Below are 17,894 nucleotides of genomic sequence, written 5' to 3'. Positions count from 1 at the left end.
CCTAGGAGGCCGGACATATGAGCGAACGCATTGATCATCAATGGGACTGGACAAGTGCCCTTGATTTCTGTGTGTCCTACCTGAGGGAGAATCCTCAGGAGCGAATCGGGCGCGACCATCAGCAGCAGGAAGCACGCATGGCCCTGGGCCTGTACAAGCTCCGCTGCTTTGCCAATCGGATTCGATCCGACCAGCGATCGACCTGGCGCCAGCTCTCGGTCGAGCAGGCCCTGCATCTGTACCTGATCAACAAGCACCACTGGACACTCACCCAGGCCATTGAAGCGGCGAAAACCGAATTCGATTTGCTCTATCTGCTTCATCACGAACTGCTCGACTTCAAGCTGAACGAGGCTGAGTCGCAGCCGCCGAAGCAGTGGGCGCATCGGTTTGCTCCAGAGTCGGAGCTGTATCAGCACTTTGAGCAGCAGGACCCGGCTGGCTAAGTACTGCTGAGTAGCGAGCGGCCGACTCACGCCAGTAGGTCGCTTCGGCTTCGTGCCAAGCGGTCCTCTGCTCCCGGCTGGATTCCGTCGGCCAGATCACCATCGGCGCGCCAGGACCTGCGTCCAGCGCTTCAATGCCCGCCAGAATCTGGTAAGCGGCCTCAACGGGAGTACCACGCGCCAGCGCTGCGATGGCTCGGATAGCGATCTCTCGGTCCAGGCCTGTGAGGCGGCTCTGTTTGTTCTCGGCGTCGTCGGTGTTCAATAGGTATCTCCGGGTTACTGGATGAATTCACAGCTAGTTCGCTGCACTACTGGCAGGGTGCTGGCAAGGTGATAATTCGCTCTGCCTGAACACGTGGCTGTGCGGGCACAGGCTATACGGGTACTCCTGCCCGCCGTCTAAGGCAGCTAGGCGGCGCCTTTCAGCGCTTTGCGGGCAAATGCGATCAGATCGGGACGCAGCCCGGCGATAGTGATCTCGCCATCACTAGCGTCCTGAAGTCGTTCGGCAAGCTCGGTGGAGGCCTTACGGTGACCACCTGCGAGCTGCCACATATGGCCAACAGTGGTCTTCGCGTCGGCTGCGACCTGCTGCCGGCGCTCATTTGTGGCCCTGCCCAACCAATCACGGAGGTGATCATTCATGAGGGTTCTCCTTACACATAGGTCAAAATTTAGCTTAAGGCTAATTTTCGAGCAAGGATAATTTAGCTTTGCGCACATTTAGCATAGAGCTAAACACTGGCATTCTTCGCCGCATGGATATCTACGAGATTCGTAAACACAATCTGGTGAAGCTAATTGGCAGCCAGAGGAAAGGGGCCTGTGCCGAGCGCTGGGAGATGTCGGCTGCGCACTTGAGCCAGATCCTTTCTGACAAGACGGTCAAGAACCTTGGCGATGACGTAGCTCGGCGTATTGAAGTGATTGAAGGCCTACCCCGCGGATGGTTCGACTCAATACCGGACGATACGCAAGAGTTAGAAACCGGTCCGGCGTCAGCAGCCGAGCTGGTAAAGCAGATGCTGGCAAAGAGCGGAAAAGGATTATCTGACGCAACGCGCCAGCGGCTGATGGCTGCTGCAGCAGAAGAATCCCACGAGAACGTCATCACGGTGGACGTCTCCCGCCCAGGCCTGGTCGGGGATGAGGTGTGGATTGCCCACTACGACGTCCGAGCTGCGATGGGTGGCGGGCAGATCCCACACGACTATCCCGAGATGCTCCAGGACATTCGTGTCAGTCCTACGCATTTGCGCGAGATGGGCGTGAAGTTCAAGGACCACTTCCATCTAAAAATGATTACAGGCTGGGGTCAGTCAATGGCCCCGACCATCAAGGATCGAGACCCTTTGCTGGTCGACATCACGATTCGCGAGTTCACCGGAGATGGTATCTACCTCTTTTCCCATGACGAGATGCTGTACGTGAAGCGCTTGCAAAAGAAAGGCAAGGGTCGATTCAAGATGATCTCGGACAACAAGCACCACGAGCCCGAGGAAATTCGCGTGGATGACACGCATATCCTGGCCAGGGTGCTTTACGTATGGAATGGGAATCCGGTGTAACCATGCCCCTAGCCAAACCCAACCAAGACCTCCCGCGCGACCTCCAGGGCCTGGCCTCCGATCTCAAGTGGTCAGCGGTCGAACTGATGCGGATTGCCGAGCGGCTGAGCCAGGCCGGCAATGAACCAGATGCCCAGGCAGTGATCAGGATCTGCCAGGTGATGCAGGCTGGGGAGGATCGGTTGGTGAGGTATGTGGATGAGGTGAAGGCTGGACTGATTGAGCGGGCTCGAGAGTGACGGAGACATCCCGAGCGACAGCCCGCCTCTGCGGGCTTTTTCATGCCTGCGCACCAGTCGCACACATCTGCATCTCAGCCAGGCCCAGCGCCGGGCCTCTTGTATCTGCGTCCTGAGTTGATAAAATCCGACCCCCTCTCGAACGGACTCGTTTTCATGCGCCTATCCCCGATGCCGCTGGCCCTCTTCGCCATCTTCGCTAGCATTTCTTTAGCGACCCAAGCCGATACTCGATATGACAGAGACATCCACTGCGCAGCCTACTACGAAGTGCTTTCAGTAGCTGGCGACCAGCCCGATATAAGCCGCAAGCAGTCCTCGAAAGCCTCCTATGCGCTTTTAGTACATGCAGGCTCTACACCCAAGGCTCAGGATGACGTTGCACAGAAAATGGTGGACTTACACAAAGAGACGCCAGGGCCAATGACGCCAGCTAGCACTGCTAAGCTACGCGAAAAATACGACGCGGAATGCAGGGTCCTTTTGAAGGCCGCATGGTGCGAAGCATATAAAGATCCTGGTGCGTGCGAGTCGTAACGTATTTGTGCTAATAGAAAATACGTCCATCATGGAGCCCGGCCCAGCGCCGGGCTTCCTGTATCTGACCAGCCCGCCTCGGCGGTTTTTTTCATGCCTTCACGCTTTTTTCACGCCCCCCCCTCGCACAGTGAACGCTCATCCGATCCTTACGTTAGCCCGCATAGCAGTGCGGGCTTTTCTTTGGGTGCGTGATGGCTGATGGCCAGAGTGATAGAATTGGGACTTTCTTCCGGAGGGATCCAAGTGAAAATCGCCATTCAAGCTATCGCGCTTTCCCTAGCGCTTGCGACTGCAAGCCCCACGTTCGCAGATGTTTCAGAAAAAGAAATGATGAGATGCGCAGCCCTAGATAACTCTGTCGAGCGCCTGTCGTGCTTCGACACGCTGGCGGAAAGCAACGGGCTAACCACTAAAACCGTGCCTACCTCATCCGCAAACAAAGGCAAGTGGTCTACCTCAACCACCACCGACCCGATGACAGACAAATCGATTTATCTTGCTCGGCTCGATGCGAGCAGCGGCAGAGGACGCCTTGGGGAAGGGATTGATCTCGTCGTTCGATGTGCTCTGAACAAAACCGAGCTTTACATCAACTGGAAATCCTTCTTGGGAACTGACTCGGCGCGGGTAACGCACCGAATTGGCAAATCCAAGGCTGAGACGCATACCTGGGATGTATCCACTGACCACACTTCGTCTTTCTATCCCGGTTCTCCGGTTGCTGCGCTCAAGGAAATGATCAAAACCACTTCGTTCGTAGCCAACGTAACGCCATACAGCGAGAGCCCTGTTACGGCCACATTCGACATTTCGGGGGCTGAAGCCGCATTCGCCGACATCAGAAAAGGTTGTTCTTGGTGAAATGTCTGGCTCTCCAGAGGCCACATGGCCAAACCTAGTCCCAGAGAGTGACTGAACCGCGTCCATGGAGCCCGCTTAGCACGGGCTTTTCCACGCCCGCTTGCTCAAGGAGCACGAATGTACTCCATCCAGTATTGCCAGCTGCCTCCAGATAAATCACTGTCCATCCATACAGTATTGGAGATTCAGCCATGGCAAAGCAGAGAGCAAAATCCAAAGCCCCTGCCCCGCCGACGCCCTACGAAATGATCGGCGCACGCATCCAGAAGATCATGAACTCGCATGCCGCGCAAAAAGATTGATCGGTCTCTATCGGCAGGGAGCAGCACGGAGCGAGCGAGAATGACAACGTTGCGCTTGAGCACCGCACTGTCGGATCGGTGCTGCTGAGCTCGACTGTGCCTGCCGAGGACTGAACTCAGATTCCTTCATTTACCCGCCTGGAGCTGGACCTTTGTGCTGGTCAGAAAGGCACCTCCGCCTCCAGTCCCTCATCCTTCTGGCTTCTCTCCACTACCAGGTCGTCTCGATCTTCAGCTTTCACCCTCTCCCAACGAACTGTCACGCTTTCATCGTCGTTGAACGTCAGGTCCAACTCAGGCGTCTCCGCCAGTAAACCCATAACCTCTTCCCACTCCATATCACCGTCTGTGTCTAAGCGATGAATCGTCACCCAGCGCTGCAACTGCGCGATGGGGTGATTGATCATCGAAGACACTCGCAGGCCTAGCCGCTCAATCCCAGACAGCTCCTCCCGCACAGGGAATGAATTTTCCTGAAGTACCGCTCCCATGCTCCCACTCTCCATAACTGTATATTCGTACAGGTGATGAGGAATCATAGCGGACTGCTAAATCGGGCGTAAAGGGTCCGGACATTATTGAGTCCAGAAGCCGTTTCGGCGCTCAGCGAAAATAGTTTAGCTCGGAGCTATTGACGAGAATTTAGCCCGAGGCTAAATTTCATTCCACGCAGTTGCCGATTAGGGCCTGCCCAGGCCCCAAAGCCGAGCGCTCTTTAACTCAGTTGGGAACCTCGCGGATCGATCCCCGGTTAAGGGAGCCCCCTAGCGGGCATCGCTGAAAAGCGAACAGCGCGAGCAATAAATTCGATCCCCATGCCAGCTCTGGAACTGGTGAACAGACCGCTTTGCCTCTACCGGCGACCGGCGATCAGACAGCCCCGAAAGGCTGCCCACGGCAGGAACACCCTGCACGGCTGACCGAGAGCGAAAGGCTCGAACCGCGCGAATGACCCGGGTATGCAATGCGCCCCGCCAGCCCGGCGGTAATGAGGGAAACGATTTCACTGATGCAGCTTGGCGACAGGCTGCATTTGGAAATCAACCCAAACCCAAGGAGCTCACCATGAGCGAATTCAAGAAAGGCCAGGCCGTCATCTTCACCAACCCACGCGGTGCCGAGTGCCCAGGCAAATATGTGGGTACCACCAACCTGGGCCAGGGCAAAGGTGGCGGCGAGTACCTGGTAGTTGAGGTTGGCGGCGTCGAGAAGAAGGCGCGAGCCAGCAAAGTGCGAGCAGCCTGACGGTTTCACTTGCAGCCCTTCCAGCGAGGGGCTGACGGGAAACCAACCCCAAGGATGAATTGATTATGTCCCAACAGACCCTACAGGAACTGCTGACCGAACGTGTCGGCATCTACGCCCAGTCTGAGCGAGCACGCGAGCTGATCGACCAAGGCATTGAGAGCATGTTCAAGGAGGTCGTGGCCGACACCTTCCGGTCTTATGGCACGTTCGGCAAGGCGGTCAAAGAGGCGGTCAGCGCAGCACTTCCTGCCAATGTCACCGATATGTTCGAGCTGCAGCGCTACAACGCACTGGTTGCGAACGCGCTCCGCGAGCGTTGGGAGGCTGCAGCCTTGCAGTCCACTGTCTTGGATCGAGCCGAGAAAGCGATCGCGGAAGTAATGGATGGTGAAGGCCTGCTGAGCGGCGAAGTATCGCTCAAGGATCTGCTTACCGAGTTTGTGAGCGCGCACCGGGAGCGAGCCGCCGAGGAACACTGGAACAATCCCGAGATCCGCTTCGAAGAAACCATGAGTGGTCGGTCCGAGTTCATCTACATCGGGTTCGATCCAGAACCGGAAGAAAGCCGCAACGTCTCGTCATGGCGCGAAGAGCGGAGAGGGACGTACAGCCTCAAGAATTCTCTGCACCTCCACATCGTGGGCGAACGGGAAACAGGGGACACCTTCCGCCCGACCGAGCAGTTGGCCGAGGTGCTGAGCGCGAAGCTCGATGACAAGCGGATCGCTGTGAACATGCGGATCCGTACCAAGTGGGAACGCATGCTCGCTTCGCTCTATTTCGGCAATGCGATCTTGGTCATTGACTGTGACGCAGACGACTTCAGCTACGGGTTCGACGACTGACCGCAAATCAACAAAGGAGCAGGACCATGCTGATACTGACCCGCAAGGCAAGCGAAACCATTGTGATCAACGACAACATCCGCGTGACGGTGCTGCAAGTCAGCGGCGGACAGGTCCGGATCGGCGTCGATGCGCCGGCCGAGGTGGCTGTTCACCGTAGCGAGATTCATGAACGGATCAAGGCGGAAGCTGACGCTGCGGCCTGAAGCGATTTCACTGGCTGGCCTTCCAGACTGAGGGCCAGACGGGAAATCAACCGCCCAGGAGCACCGCAGCCATGAAGCAGTAACGCAATGCCTCACCCCACCATGGGTCATGGCAGCTAACCGGGCGCTACAGCCCCGGTCGATGGCAGGCCGAGAGAATAGCCGCCCGGAGCGCGCCGGTTTGCCACCGGCCCCGATAGCGGTCAGAGACCAAGCGGGCTGTCGATGGCATCGACGCCGGATCAGTAACCGGCCCGATTCACCTGGTTCCCCATCACCAGGCTGCATCGGAGAGCGTTCCCGACTCGACATCAAGCATGTTCAGGGAGACAGGCGGGTTCGCTCTCCAATGCTGCTTCCCCTCCCCCGAGAACAATCAATCATGGACACGATCACCACTGGCGCCTGGATGGGCCACCTTGGGCGCGGGCTTGCGCCCCGTGAGCTGCAATGCGTGCTCAAGGTAGCGCAGGGCCTCACAACGAAGCAGATCGCACAGCGCATCGCGATTGCGCCGGGCACGGTCGAGAAGCGACTGGCCTCGGCCATGTTCAAGCTCGATGTGCCGCGCCGCGCGGCCTTGGTAGCCGAAGCGATGCGGCGCAACATCATCAGCCCCCTCTGTATCGCTCTCGCCGGCCTGATCGCAATGCACGCGGTCATCGACGACACCGATCCGATACGCCGCGACCGCCGCGCGCCGGAGCGGCGCACCGCTCAAGTACGAATCGTCCGCAGGGCAGACGCCCTCGAGCTCTACGCTTGACCCCATTGAGGATCACACCATGCACATGCATACTGCGTTTCAGGAAAAATTGACCGTGCTCGCCGCTCTACTCGAGCGCAGCCAAGTGGTGCGCGCAGAAACTCGCGAGAAGATCGGCGCTCCACGCTTCCAGGTCGCGAGCCAGGGCCAGGCCTGGGATGTAGTCGACGCGGTGACCGGTGCGGTCCAGGGCTATGCGTTCACCTATCAAGCCGCGTTGCGTTTCGCATCGGCGATGGAGGCTGGCACTGCTTCCAAAGGCACACGCCAATGAGCAAGCGCAAGCACCACAACATGCGGGCGCGACTGGAGCGCACGTGCCGGGCGCTGGTGTCGGCCAACCACGCAGCCGTGGTCAACATCGACCCCAGCGGCCAGCAGGTGCTGATCAACTGGAAGAACCTCAAGCAGATCCGCATTCGCCAGATCGTCGACGCGGTCTGCGACATCCCACACCGCTGGACCATCTACGTCAGCGTGCTTTGCCGAACTGAGTTCGGCGAGCGGTACCACAAGTCAATCGAGGTCGCGCCACAGGGCAACTACCGCGCCGAGCACCTGACCGATGTGATTGAGATGACTTACAGCGATCTACGGGCCAAGGCCAACCCGAATCACTTTGTGGCATCCGGCTGGATCGCCATCCCTACCGACACAACCCTCGATGAGGCAGAGGCCGCCAAGATCTTTGCGGCGGTCGGCGCCTGGAATCAGCAGAAAGCAGCGTGAAACGAATCCACAACCGCACCCGGCACGGCCGGCGCCAGCAGCACATCAACTTGCCGCCCAGCGGCATCGTCCATCAGGAGACGCAGCAATGTCCAAGCCCACCGACACAACCGAGTTCCTGCAGGAACTCAACGGCGGCGCCTTCGCCAGCCAGATCGGCCACGCCCTCTCGGAAGTAGCGGCCGGCGTGGTCGATCACGGCAAGGCCGGCAAGATCACCATCACCCTGGACTTCACCCAGATCGGCGATTCGCACCAGGTGAAGATCAAGCACAAGCTCGCTTACAAGGTGCCGACCAAGCGCGGCGACCGCAGCGAAAACACCTGCCTCGACACCCCGATGTACGTAGGCACCGGCGGCAACATCTCGCTGTTCCCAGAAAAGCACGACCAGCTCTTCACTCGCGATGAAGCCCCGGTCCATCCCCGCAAGTAACACCACTCCACCCGCACAAGGAACCACCGCATGTCCCTCACCAAAGAAGCGCTCGAGCTCATCCAAGAAACCACCATCGCAGCCGCCGGGCGCGACCTGCCCGCCCTAGGTCCGGTCGTTGTTGTGCCGCAGCATTTCAACGTGGTTGATCTGGAACGGTACCAAGAAGGCCGTAACCGTTTCCGTGGCACCTATTCCACGCATTCACTGGCCGACTTCGGCGCCTACGTCGTCGAGCGCGCAGCGCCAGACGCCCGAGGCTTCATCGATCAGGACGTCATGAGCTGTGTGTTGCTGTTCAACTTGGGTACGCCGAATCACCCTGGCCATGCTGACGACCGTGCCGTGCTGCGCCTGAAGCCCTCCGCTGCATTCGCGGCTGTCCAGGCTGTGTGTGGCCAGGCGCTGGTGCAGAAGGCCATGAGCGACTGGATCGAAGACTGGCACCAGCACCTGACAGCCACTGACGAGAACGGCGCCGGCATGTCGATCGCCAAGGCCATTGCCGCCGTGCGCACTATCACCGTCAAGGCGTCGTCCGAGAGCGATCACGCCGTCAGCGAGACGCGCGCCAGCCGCAGCGCCATGGACTCGATCGAGGCCAGCAGCAAAGAAACGCTGCCTGCCTGGCTCGACTTCAAAGTCATCCCGTTCGAAGGCCTGGGCGAGCAGGTGATCCGCTTGCGTGTTTCTGTCATCACCAGTGGTTCGCAGCCGGTGTTGAAGCTGCGCTGGTTGGGGGAGGAAGCGCAGCGCGAGGCGATTGCTCAGGAGTTCAAGCAGGTGCTCGGGGAAAAGGTCGGCGTTGCTGCCAAGTTGGTATTGGGCAGCTTCGACTCAAAATCGCAGTGATTTATGGGCTGGCTGTGGCCTCAGTCAGCCCCGCACACAAAAACCGAAACCATCTTGCAGCGTCAAGTTATGCTCAGCTTAATTACTGGCAAGCGTCTTGACGACTGCGAGAAACCGCCCATTCGTCTGTATTAGAGATCAATCGATAAGAACCGTCCGTGCCGCACCATCTAACAAGAAACTTTCCAGAGACTGCGGAAATCAACGCAGCATGCTCACCGCTGTTACTCTCCACTAACTTGAATCGCCCTTTATCGTTCAGAGATTGAAAGCTCTCATCACCATAGAGTTGGTATCCTGCAAATATAGCTGATACAAGAAAAGCGCCTATCATTGGAGGAAGATATTTATATGTTTTGTAATCAATGGAATGCAATGCAGTACCTGCTGCCGCCACACCAAGGAAGCCATACCAGCATAGGTAAATAATCAAATCATGTAGACGGTAGTCGAACCTATAGCCCAGCAAGTGCGCCAGCCCTACAGCAGCTATCAGGCCAATCAGGACCATTCCGACAATCTTGCGGCCTGCGTTATCCGCATCCACAGCTCTTCTATATGAAAAGACTAGGGGAAGCGCGATCACCGAAATTATAAAAATGCTCATCACGCCTTCATAGGCAACATCCTGAAAGCTATGGAATGGCAAGACCCATAGGCAGCCCAACGACTTGTAGATCATAAACAATCTTGCGTATCCACATCCATAAGCTAGGAAAGCCAGAAAACCCAGCACCCCTGCCAACTTTCCGCCCAACTCTAGAAAGTTAATCTCTTTGGCATTCGCCATTACCCGTTACCTTTGTTATCTAGATCGCACTAAATTTTTTTTAGAAAACTCTTCTTCCTCACACCGCCGCACTAACTCAAACATTGCAAGACTTTTCCTCCACTTGCCATGCAAAGGATATCAACATGCCTGCATTTCCTAGGCGTAAAGATTTTGACTTTAAGACGCAGTACGGTCTAGGTCTCAACCCCCAAGATGATGAGATAATTGTCGACTTCTTCTGCGGTGGGGGAGGTGCCGGTACCGGCCTGGAGATTGGCTTGGGCCGGCCAGTTGACGTGGCAAAGAACCATAGCCCGTCCGCGATCAGCATGCACACCGTCAACCACCCGCACGCCCGGCACTTCACCACAGACGTCTTCGACGGCGACCCCGACGCCGAGTGCCAAGAGCGCGCGGTCGGCTGGTTCCACATGTCGCCTGACTGCACCCATCACAGCCAGGCCGCCGGCGGTCAGCCGCGCAAGCGCGAGATCCGCAACCTGTCTTGGATCGGGTTGAAGTGGGCCGGGAAGAAGCGCCCGCGGGTCATCAGCCTGGAGAACGTGAAGCAGATCCTGCAGTGGGATCGGCTGATCGCCAAGCGCGACAAGGCCACCGGCCGGGTTGTTACCCTGGACTTGGTACCGCACCCGACCAAGCCGAACAGCATGGTCAACCGCGTGGCGGACCCAGGCGAGCGTGTGCCGGTGCACAACCAGTTCCTGGTGCCCGATCCCAAGCGCCGCGGCACCACCTGGCGCCGGTTTGTGCAGTTGCTTGAAGGGATGGGCTACCAGGTCGAGTGGCGAATCCTCAAGGCCTGCGACTATGGAGCGCCCACCAGCCGCGAGCGCCTGTTCATGATCGCCCGCTGCGACGGCCAGCCCATCGTTTGGCCGGAGCCGACACACGCCAAGAATCCGGCCAAGGGACAGCAGAAGTGGCGCACCGCCGCCGACTGCATCGATTGGAGCGCGCCGAGCAAGAGCATCTTCGGCCGCAAAAAGGCGCTAGCAGATGCCACACTGCGCCGGGTGGCCAAGGGAATGCACAAGTTCGTTCTGGACAATCCTGCGCCCTTCATTGTGCCGATCGCCAACTGGTCCGGCGAACTCGCCCAGTCCGCGAATGAGCCGTTGCGCACCATCACTTCCTGGCCGCGCGGCGGGTCATTCTCTATCGCCAGCCCGACCCTGGTGCAGTCGGGATACGGCGAGCGGTCCGGGCAGGCACCGCGTGTACCTGGCCTGGATCAGCCGCTTGGCACCGTGGTCGCCGGTGGTGTGAAGCACGCGCTGTCGAGCGCGGTGATCATGCCAGCCACGCACCAAGGCGCCGACCGCGTGAATGATCCAGCAGAGCCGTTGCCGACGGTCACCGCGGCCAACCGCGGCGAACTGATGGTCGCCAGCCCGGTGATGATTACCGCCGCACATGGCGAAGGCCGGCCAGGAGGGCCGCAGCGGTGGGGAGAAGGTTGCAAGGACACCAAGCAGCCGCTGGGCACGGTTACCGCCAGCAATGGGCACGCATTGGCCTCGGCCGTGATGGTGGGCACCGGCGGCCCGGAATACTCCGGCAAGCCTACAGCGGTTGATCAGCCAGTCGGCACACTCATGACCCAAAACCATCGTGCGCTGGTAACTGCGTTCATCGAGCAAGCCAACGGCGGATTCAACACCACCTGCGGTCGAGCGATGGACGAACCGATGAGCACGGTGACGAACACCGGCAGCCAACAACGATTGGCGACGGCGCACCTGGCCACCCTGCGCAGAAACTGCACCGGCCGCGGCGCTGATGAGCCGGTACCGACCATAACTGCCGGTGCCGAGCATCACGCCCTGGTCGAATACAAACTCTCGCCTGAACACGAAGAGGGCGCGCTGCGAGTGGCCGCGTTCCTGATCCGCTACTACGGCACGCACAACGTCAGCGCGTGCGACGAGCCGCTGTCGACCATCACCACCAAGGATCGCTTGGCGCTGGTGACTGTTTACGTCAAGGGGACGCCCTACGTGATCGTCGACATCTGCCTACGCATGCTTCAGCCCCATGAACTGTATCGCGCCCAGGGCTTCCCGGCCGACTACGTGATCGACCGCGGCGCCGACGGCAAGCCCTTCACTAAGACCGAGCAGGTGCACATGTGCGGCAACAGCGTGAGCCCGCCACCGATGGCTGCCCTTGCCCGCGCAAATGACCCCTGGCGTGTGCCCCAGCACCAAACCCAAGCCGCCTGAGGTCCACCGATCAAATTAGCGCTGTTCTGCTGGGGCGGTGCATCCTATGGAGATTGCCCATGAACCCCTACCAGATCACTGGGCCGGCGCAGATCGGCGTCAGTGGAGGCCGCACTAGCGGACACATGCTCTGGAAAATCCTTGAGGCCCACGGCGGCAAACTACCGGCAGACGTGCACGCCTTCTTCCAAAACACCGGCAAAGAGCGCGAGGAGACGCTGGTATTCATCGAGGCCATGGCCAAGCACTGGGGCGTCAACATCGTCTGGATGGAGTGGTGCAGGGTGTACGGCCAGCCGGCCGACGCGCCCTGGTACAAGATCGTCGACTTCGAGACGGCCAGTCGCAACGGCGAGCCCTTCACCATGATGCTCGAGTACTACGAGGCCTACCGGAAGGCCGAAAAGAATTTGCCGGCCGTGCTGCCAAACTTCAGCAACAACATGTGCACCGCCTACCTCAAGGTGAAGATCGGCGAGAAGCACATGCGCGCCCTCGGCTACGACGAATGGGACTGCATAGTCGGCATCCGCTATGACGAGCCTCGTCGCTACAGCCGAATGATGACCGCCAACGAGCGCGGCAGTGCACGCTGGGACAGTGTCTGCCCGTCCTACGTCGCCGGCATCATCAAGGAGGACGTGGCCGAATTCTGGGCCGAGCAGCCTTTCGATCTGGGCATGGACTCGGAATATGGCAACTGCGACCTGTGCTGGAAGAAGAACGAGCCCAAGCTGATCAGGACCATTCAGGAAGACCCGTCGCGGGTCATCTGGTGGTCTGGTACCGAAGAGCGGTTCGGCCAGGTGTTCCGGCAGGACCGGCCCAATTACCGGTCGCTAGCCTGGTCAGCAGACCAGCGCGCCAGGCAGACGGATTTAGATTTCGACTACCTGGGAGAAGACATCGACTGCTTCTGTGGAGATTAACCGCCGACATCCACCAATCCTGCTCTCAGCAGGTTCATATACGTCTGAAGAAGAGCTGAATCTTGCGATATTTCATTGTAAGTCAGTGCAATCTCCTGATCGGCAAATGCACCTCGACCTAGAGCGCTTCTAGTTTTCGACGAAATGACGACAAGAACGCTCATCACTCCATTGAACGCGTTGATCAACTCCACCTTCCTTAGTTGATGCGCGGGCACCTGCTTCATAGTGTGGACTGATGCTTCAATTACATCAGCAAAGGATCTCGTCCAAAAAATGCGAAAGTCATGGGACGAAGGCCGCTTACGTACAAAGTCACACCACATCTCACCATAGTGACCAGCTCCAATACCAACTGCCAAAATGGCTTGGACTTGGTCTTCGCTTTCCTGCTTGCTGGCCTCTGCAACTTTTGCCAGCTGGCGGTTGCTAACTCTTAGGGCGGCCCATATCGCCCCGATTGATCCTACAGCCTGTATCCAGGCTGGGCCAGACGGTCCGTTCAGCCAGTCGATTATGGATTGAATCATCAAACGCCTCCCACTCGAGAACGCGAATATACCCCCGAGGTATCCCCATGCCCACAGAAAACCTATCCAGCAATACAGAGAATGCGCCGTGCCCGTTCTGCGGCGGCCAGGTTGACCCCGAGTGCTGGCTGCGAGGCGACGGCTCGCGCGGCCCGGAGTGCGAGAGCTGCGGTGCAACGGCTTCGAACCTGGAACTCTGTAATAGCGCACAGCCAGCCCAGCAGCACCAGGACGAGCCGATCATGCTCACGGCAGTGGCCACGCTGGTCGATGACGGCGATGGTGGCCTTGAGCCGGACTGGCTGTTCGAGGGCGGCACCGCCGAACTGTTCGCGGGAATGACGCTGTTGGTCGCTGAGAATGCCCCTGACCTGTGCAGCGAGGACGGCAGCGCGCAGGTCTACACGCATCCATCGCCAGTAGACACTGCCGAGGTTGAGCGGCTGCGCGCTGAGGTCAAGCGTCTACAGCACACTAGCGTGAAAGAAGAAGTCTTCGATATCGTCTGCAAGGAACGCGACACCCTGCGCGCGCAGATGGCCGAGCAGGCAACACTGGTCAAATGGTGGAAAGACCACCTCGCCGTTCATATCGCGATCCTTTTCGGAACCTCGGGACATTCTCCGGAGGACGCCGAAAAAAATGCTGACGATGTCATAAAGCGAGCGGAGCGCCTTGCTCCAACGGTATCCGCCAGCGCAGAGCCTGGCGAGATTGAGCGGCTGCGCGCTGCGCTGAAGTTCTACGCAGACCGCGAGCACTTCCACTTCGAAAGCGGAAACTGGGACACAGTGAGCGGGGAGCCGCTGAACATCCTGTGGTGCGGCGACGAGCCGGACTTCATCGAGGATGGCACTGTCGCGCGCAACGCACTGTCCGCCAGCGCAGAGCCGAGCGCGCCGGTCGACCTGGAAAAATCGAGACTTATCGGATGATCCACTACCACGGCACGCCTATCGGCGGCTCACGGCAAGACGCGGCCCGGATGTTGGCCGGCCGGCACGCCCTGGTTCCGTTCCCGCGGCCGGACGACATTGGGATCGTCGCTGAGGCCTGCCAGTCTTTTGTCTTCGACAACGGCGCGTTTAGTGTGTGGAAGAAAGGCGGCCAGGTCGATGTCGACGGATACACACGCTGGGTGGATGACTGGCACCGGCACCCGGGCTTCGACTGGGCGCTGATCCCTGACGTGATCGACGGGGACGAAGACGCCAATGACCGACTGCTCGAACAATGGCCTGGCCACCTGGTCGGCGTCCCGGTCTGGCACATGCACGAATCTATCGAACGCCTGCAGCACCTGGCCCAAACCTGGCGGACGGTTGCCCTGGGCAGTTCAGGCCAGTGGCGTTCGCCGGGAACAGCCGCTTGGTGGAAGCGTATGGGCGCGGCAATGGACGCCATCTGCGACGACCAAGGGCGCCCGCTATGCCGGCTCCACGGCTTACGGATGCTTGACCCGGCAATATTCCAGAGCCTGCCGTTGGCGTCGGCTGATAGCACGAACGCCGCTGTGAACGGAGGCAGCATCAGCCGGTTCGGCATGTACACCCCGCCATCGGCCGGCCAGCGCGCCAGCGTGATCGCTGATCGTATCGAGGCGCACACCAGCGCACCGATTTGGCAGCGCGAGGCGCAGACCGAGCTAGCGCTCTAAAGTGATATGCGCCCTGGGCGGGAGGCTATTAGATGCTAAACGTATGGTCGCAATTGTTGCAAAGATGGTTGTCCAGAATTGTTTCGTCGACGACCTTACCTGCTGCTGCACCAACTGCGGCCCCAGCGGTTAATCCACCGAGGAAGCCAAGAACGCCGCCGACCAACGTGCCGACCCCTGGGAATAGAGCGCTGCCAATAGCGGCACCCATGGCAGCCCCTTCGCCTCCTCCAGCGACAGCACCGACCCCTCCTGCCACGGCGCCAACACCTGCTGCTACTTTCGTTCCAGTATTTCTTTTTTGAGTTTTATCGGAACCACATTTGGGACAGGTGACAGCCATAGATCTTCCTTAATGTGTAGGACAATTATGTATCAAAAGGTATCAATATGATATCACATCTGTCCAATATTGATGCCTCTCGCTTGAAATAGCGCCGAGCGCCCCTCCGATAGCTCAGATTAAATTAGGAGTACATTCGTACTCTTTCTGCTGTAACCCCTCTCCCCTCTATTCACTGCCGCGATATGGCGGCAAAGGCGAAGCTATGTCTCAAGCAAAGGAACGCCCGATCCTGTTCAGCGGGCCGATGGTCCGAGCCATCCTGGAAGGACGGAAGACAGTCACCCGACGCCCGGTTAAGCCAGGCTTTCCCTCTTCAGTCACCGAAGTGTTCCCTTACGCGGGCGCGCCGCATGTATGGATGCCAGCATTGCAGTCGGGCGAGCCTTGGTACGAACAGGTGCGCGAGTGCCCATACGGCCGACCAGGCGACCGACTGTGGGTGCGCGAGGCGTGGCTAGCAGATGCTCAACTCGATTCGATAGCACCGCGCGACCTGAGCCAGGGCGAGCCCATCATGTACCCTGCCGATGGAAGTTTCCGGCAGACAGGTTGCGCAATGATCTCGCAGGGCCGAGGGCGCCCCTCAATCCACATGCCGCGCTGGGCTAGCCGAATCCTGCTGGAAATCACCGCAGTGCGAGTCGAGCTGCTGCAGGACATCAGTGAGGAGCAGGCCGAGGCCGAAGGTGTTGGCTTTCTCCGCCGCGCGCCAGACGCCGACGAGACGCTGACTGCCGCCCAGCTGTTCGAATGCCTCTGGAGCAGCATCAACGGTGATGAATCATGGAGCGGAAACCCCTGGGTCTGGGTCGTCGAATTCAGGAGGATCGAGCCATGACCCGCCTCGCCCTCTGCCTTCCTCTGCTCTTCATCCTGGTCGGCTGCAAGCCCTCCTGCTGGAGCAGCGACCCTGCCCAATGCCGTCTCGAAATGGAAAGGGCAAGCAATGTAGACGCTGAGGAAAAGCTGAAGACCCCATTCCAAGGAACGACCGTGGATCACGACGACGCTCGTGGCGTGACCTGCTGGACGAGATCGGCGGGTACCGCTATCGGATTGTCCTGCCTCCCTGATTGGATGTTGCGATCTGACATGCAGGCCGGCAACGAGCGCCAGCTCTCACCGCACGAAACCCAACCCGAACCTACACCCGCTCTGGCGCATGGGCGCTGGATTGATGAGAGGTATGAGCTGTGAGCAAGATCGATTGGAGTAAGGCGCCCGAATGGGCGGATGGGCACGGCCTGATCGCCCACCATGGCATCATCAGGGTGTGGATCAACATGGACCAGTACGCCGTAGTAGGCGCTGAGGATCGGGTCTATCCCTATGGCGGCGGGACCAGCGAGACGCGGCAAAACTTCACTCGGGGTCAGGTGCAGTACATCACGCCGAGGCCGGCGCGCTGGGATGGCGATGGCCTTCCGCAGGTCGGTGGCAAATGCGAGTTGAGGATTGGGACACAGAACAGTTGGCGCGAGACAACAATCAAGTTCATTGGCGATGAGATCTTGGTTGCGCAGGTCGGCGATCGTGAACTCTGTTGGCGCCTTGAATACTGCACTTTCCGCCCAATACCCACGCCCGAGCAAATCGCAGCGGCCGAACGAGAGCAGGCCGTCGCCGAAATGTGGTCGACCTACTGGCAACCGAGCGTTTCCACAGCCATGGAAGGCTTGGGCCTGCTGTACGACGCCGGCTACCGCAAGCAGGTGACCCCATGAGTAAATATCGCAAGGGCCAGCTGTACGTTCGCCGCATGCGCCCATCGGACAACAGCGACAGCTGGCGCCTGGCGATGCGCCTGTCGTTCTACACCGTGATGATGAGCAGCGGTGAGTACAAGGGCGCCTACGTGCTATGCCGGCACGGCATGAAAGGCATCATGGAGGTGGGCCGCACGCGCCGCGAGCTGACTTCCACCCTGTTCATGTCCGGCTGCCGCAACTTCAAGGAGATCCAGCGCAAGAGCAAGCACGGGAACATTGAGCGCGCCAGGGCGGCCAAGACCAAGCAGGGGCAGCAATGACCGACCTGATCGAAGCGAAGACGGCGGATCTGTCGGGCGAGGCCCTGGGCTGGGCGGTGGGGGTGGCCGAGGGTTTGACTCTTCACCTAGAACCCCCGATATACGGCAACGGCTGGCGCGTGTTCGCAATCTACAAGGGTGAGGCGACTGAGCGCTGCAAGCGATACAACCCTTGGGAAGACTGGGCACTGGGCGGGCCGCTGATATCGAAGTACCAGGTGGCGCTTGTTCCCGAGGCTCACGATGGCCATGAGGGAACTGAATGCTCTGAGCGATGGTACGCAGATGTCTACTTCAAGGGGGGAGATCAATACACCACGGAGCATTGCGACAGCGCTCTCATGGCT

At 59.2% G+C, this 17,894-nt stretch carries 26 protein-coding genes; 21 read left to right on the top strand and 5 right to left on the bottom strand.

All coding sequences use genetic code 11. The annotated features are described in order from the left end of the window. Positions 1-17 precede the first annotated feature (17 nt). Entirely contained in the window at positions 18-446 is a 429-nt protein-coding gene (locus Q7C30_RS00295) for a hypothetical protein (RefSeq protein ID WP_317870186.1), read from the top strand. Positions 447-857: 411 nt separating this feature from the next. On the opposite strand, the gene Q7C30_RS00290 is transcribed toward Q7C30_RS00295, so the two are convergent. Continuing rightward, entirely contained in the window at positions 858-1,094 is a 237-nt protein-coding gene (locus Q7C30_RS00290) for a hypothetical protein (RefSeq protein WP_317870185.1), read from the bottom strand. A 113-nt stretch (positions 1,095-1,207) separates the two neighbouring features. Here Q7C30_RS00290 and Q7C30_RS00285 point away from each other — a divergent pair, with 113 nt between their 5' ends. From Q7C30_RS00285 to Q7C30_RS00275, 3 genes are all read left to right on the top strand, one after another. After that, the gene (locus Q7C30_RS00285) at positions 1,208-2,017 is read left to right on the top strand and encodes a S24 family peptidase (RefSeq protein ID WP_317870184.1); all 810 of its coding nucleotides are present in this window, start codon (positions 1,208-1,210) and stop codon (positions 2,015-2,017) included. 2 nt (positions 2,018-2,019) lie between these two features. Beyond that, positions 2,020-2,256, top strand: a complete 237-nt coding sequence (locus Q7C30_RS00280) for a hypothetical protein (RefSeq protein ID WP_317870233.1) — start codon at positions 2,020-2,022, stop codon at positions 2,254-2,256. A 783-nt stretch (positions 2,257-3,039) separates the two neighbouring features. Then, positions 3,040-3,657 (top strand): type VI secretion system-associated protein TagO, encoded by a 618-nt coding sequence (locus Q7C30_RS00275; protein ID WP_317870182.1) that lies wholly within the window; start codon positions 3,040-3,042, stop codon positions 3,655-3,657. A 463-nt stretch (positions 3,658-4,120) separates the two neighbouring features. Here Q7C30_RS00275 and Q7C30_RS00270 read toward each other — a convergent pair whose 3' ends face one another. Next, positions 4,121-4,450 carry a DUF1654 domain-containing protein gene (locus Q7C30_RS00270; RefSeq protein WP_317870181.1) on the bottom strand — a complete coding sequence of 110 codons (330 nt, stop codon included), beginning with the start codon at positions 4,448-4,450 and terminating at the stop codon, positions 4,121-4,123. Positions 4,451-5,024: 574 nt separating this feature from the next. Here Q7C30_RS00270 and Q7C30_RS00265 point away from each other — a divergent pair. From Q7C30_RS00265 to Q7C30_RS00230, 8 genes are all read left to right on the top strand, one after another. Beyond that, positions 5,025-5,204 (top strand): hypothetical protein, encoded by a 180-nt coding sequence (locus tag Q7C30_RS00265; protein WP_317870180.1) that lies wholly within the window; start codon positions 5,025-5,027, stop codon positions 5,202-5,204. A gap of 65 nt (positions 5,205-5,269) precedes the next feature. Then, on the top strand, positions 5,270-6,052 hold the full coding sequence (locus Q7C30_RS00260) for a hypothetical protein (protein WP_317870179.1): 783 nt from the start codon (positions 5,270-5,272) through the stop codon (positions 6,050-6,052). Positions 6,053-6,078: 26 nt separating this feature from the next. After that, positions 6,079-6,258 carry a carbon storage regulator CsrA gene (gene csrA, locus Q7C30_RS00255; protein ID WP_029614471.1) on the top strand — a complete coding sequence of 60 codons (180 nt, stop codon included), beginning with the start codon at positions 6,079-6,081 and terminating at the stop codon, positions 6,256-6,258. Between the two features lie 382 nt (positions 6,259-6,640). Next, the gene (locus tag Q7C30_RS00250) at positions 6,641-7,024 is read left to right on the top strand and encodes a helix-turn-helix transcriptional regulator (RefSeq protein ID WP_317870177.1); all 384 of its coding nucleotides are present in this window, start codon (positions 6,641-6,643) and stop codon (positions 7,022-7,024) included. Between the two features lie 25 nt (positions 7,025-7,049). Next, entirely contained in the window at positions 7,050-7,298 is a 249-nt protein-coding gene (locus tag Q7C30_RS00245; protein ID WP_317870232.1) for a hypothetical protein, read from the top strand. Continuing rightward, positions 7,295-7,753: a hypothetical protein gene (locus tag Q7C30_RS00240; protein ID WP_317870176.1), complete on the top strand. Its 459-nt coding sequence runs from the start codon at positions 7,295-7,297 to the stop codon at positions 7,751-7,753. Before Q7C30_RS00245 ends, Q7C30_RS00240 begins: the two co-directional genes overlap by 4 nt. Before the next feature lie 88 nt (positions 7,754-7,841). Next, complete coding sequence (locus Q7C30_RS00235; protein ID WP_038412811.1) at positions 7,842-8,189, top strand: hypothetical protein; 348 nt, start codon at positions 7,842-7,844, stop codon at positions 8,187-8,189. Between the two features lie 30 nt (positions 8,190-8,219). Beyond that, complete coding sequence (locus tag Q7C30_RS00230) at positions 8,220-9,041, top strand: DUF2303 family protein (protein ID WP_317870175.1); 822 nt, start codon at positions 8,220-8,222, stop codon at positions 9,039-9,041. An 82-nt stretch (positions 9,042-9,123) separates the two neighbouring features. Here Q7C30_RS00230 and Q7C30_RS00225 read toward each other — a convergent pair whose 3' ends face one another. Then, positions 9,124-9,831: a hypothetical protein gene (locus tag Q7C30_RS00225; RefSeq protein ID WP_317870174.1), complete on the bottom strand. Its 708-nt coding sequence runs from the start codon at positions 9,829-9,831 to the stop codon at positions 9,124-9,126. Positions 9,832-9,956: 125 nt separating this feature from the next. On the opposite strand from Q7C30_RS00225, the gene Q7C30_RS00220 reads away from it, so the two are divergent. Next, complete coding sequence (locus Q7C30_RS00220; RefSeq protein ID WP_317870231.1) at positions 9,957-12,056, top strand: DNA cytosine methyltransferase; 2,100 nt, start codon at positions 9,957-9,959, stop codon at positions 12,054-12,056. 59 nt (positions 12,057-12,115) lie between these two features. Further along, positions 12,116-12,985 (top strand): hypothetical protein, encoded by an 870-nt coding sequence (locus Q7C30_RS00215; protein ID WP_317870173.1) that lies wholly within the window; start codon positions 12,116-12,118, stop codon positions 12,983-12,985. Here Q7C30_RS00215 and Q7C30_RS00210 read toward each other — a convergent pair. Next, a complete protein-coding gene (locus Q7C30_RS00210) occupies positions 12,982-13,515 on the bottom strand; it encodes a hypothetical protein (RefSeq protein ID WP_317870172.1) in 534 nt (177 codons plus the stop codon). The two genes, Q7C30_RS00215 and Q7C30_RS00210, sit on opposite strands and share 4 nt — an antisense overlap. A 47-nt stretch (positions 13,516-13,562) precedes the next feature. On the opposite strand from Q7C30_RS00210, the gene Q7C30_RS00205 reads away from it, so the two are divergent. Together Q7C30_RS00205 and Q7C30_RS00200 are read left to right on the top strand one after the other, a co-directional pair. Beyond that, complete coding sequence (locus Q7C30_RS00205; protein WP_317870169.1) at positions 13,563-14,450, top strand: hypothetical protein; 888 nt, start codon at positions 13,563-13,565, stop codon at positions 14,448-14,450. Next, positions 14,447-15,172 (top strand): hypothetical protein, encoded by a 726-nt coding sequence (locus Q7C30_RS00200; RefSeq protein ID WP_317870168.1) that lies wholly within the window; start codon positions 14,447-14,449, stop codon positions 15,170-15,172. Before Q7C30_RS00205 ends, Q7C30_RS00200 begins: the two co-directional genes overlap by 4 nt. A 28-nt stretch (positions 15,173-15,200) precedes the next feature. Here Q7C30_RS00200 and Q7C30_RS00195 read toward each other — a convergent pair whose 3' ends face one another. Next, positions 15,201-15,515: a hypothetical protein gene (locus Q7C30_RS00195; RefSeq protein ID WP_317870167.1), complete on the bottom strand. Its 315-nt coding sequence runs from the start codon at positions 15,513-15,515 to the stop codon at positions 15,201-15,203. Positions 15,516-15,720: 205 nt separating this feature from the next. On the opposite strand from Q7C30_RS00195, the gene Q7C30_RS00190 reads away from it, so the two are divergent. From Q7C30_RS00190 to Q7C30_RS00170, 5 genes are all read left to right on the top strand, one after another. Continuing rightward, on the top strand, positions 15,721-16,356 hold the full coding sequence (locus Q7C30_RS00190; RefSeq protein WP_317870166.1) for a hypothetical protein: 636 nt from the start codon (positions 15,721-15,723) through the stop codon (positions 16,354-16,356). Further along, on the top strand, positions 16,353-16,715 hold the full coding sequence (locus tag Q7C30_RS00185) for a hypothetical protein (RefSeq protein ID WP_317870165.1): 363 nt from the start codon (positions 16,353-16,355) through the stop codon (positions 16,713-16,715). The genes Q7C30_RS00190 and Q7C30_RS00185 overlap by 4 nt, the downstream gene beginning before the upstream one ends. After that, complete coding sequence (locus tag Q7C30_RS00180) at positions 16,712-17,242, top strand: hypothetical protein (protein ID WP_317870164.1); 531 nt, start codon at positions 16,712-16,714, stop codon at positions 17,240-17,242. The genes Q7C30_RS00185 and Q7C30_RS00180 overlap by 4 nt, the downstream gene beginning before the upstream one ends. Continuing rightward, a complete protein-coding gene (locus Q7C30_RS00175) occupies positions 17,239-17,547 on the top strand; it encodes a hypothetical protein (RefSeq protein WP_317870162.1) in 309 nt (102 codons plus the stop codon). The genes Q7C30_RS00180 and Q7C30_RS00175 overlap by 4 nt, the downstream gene beginning before the upstream one ends. Further along, the coding region (locus Q7C30_RS00170; RefSeq protein WP_317870160.1) for a phage protein NinX family protein at positions 17,544-17,894 on the top strand (351 nt) is incomplete at its 3' end. The genes Q7C30_RS00175 and Q7C30_RS00170, both read left to right, overlap by 4 nt.

The organism is Pseudomonas sp. RAC1, from assembly GCF_030658255.1.
GTDB lineage: Bacteria > Pseudomonadota > Gammaproteobacteria > Pseudomonadales > Pseudomonadaceae > Aquipseudomonas > Aquipseudomonas boreofloridensis.
This window is presented reverse-complemented; position numbering and strand designations above follow the sequence as displayed.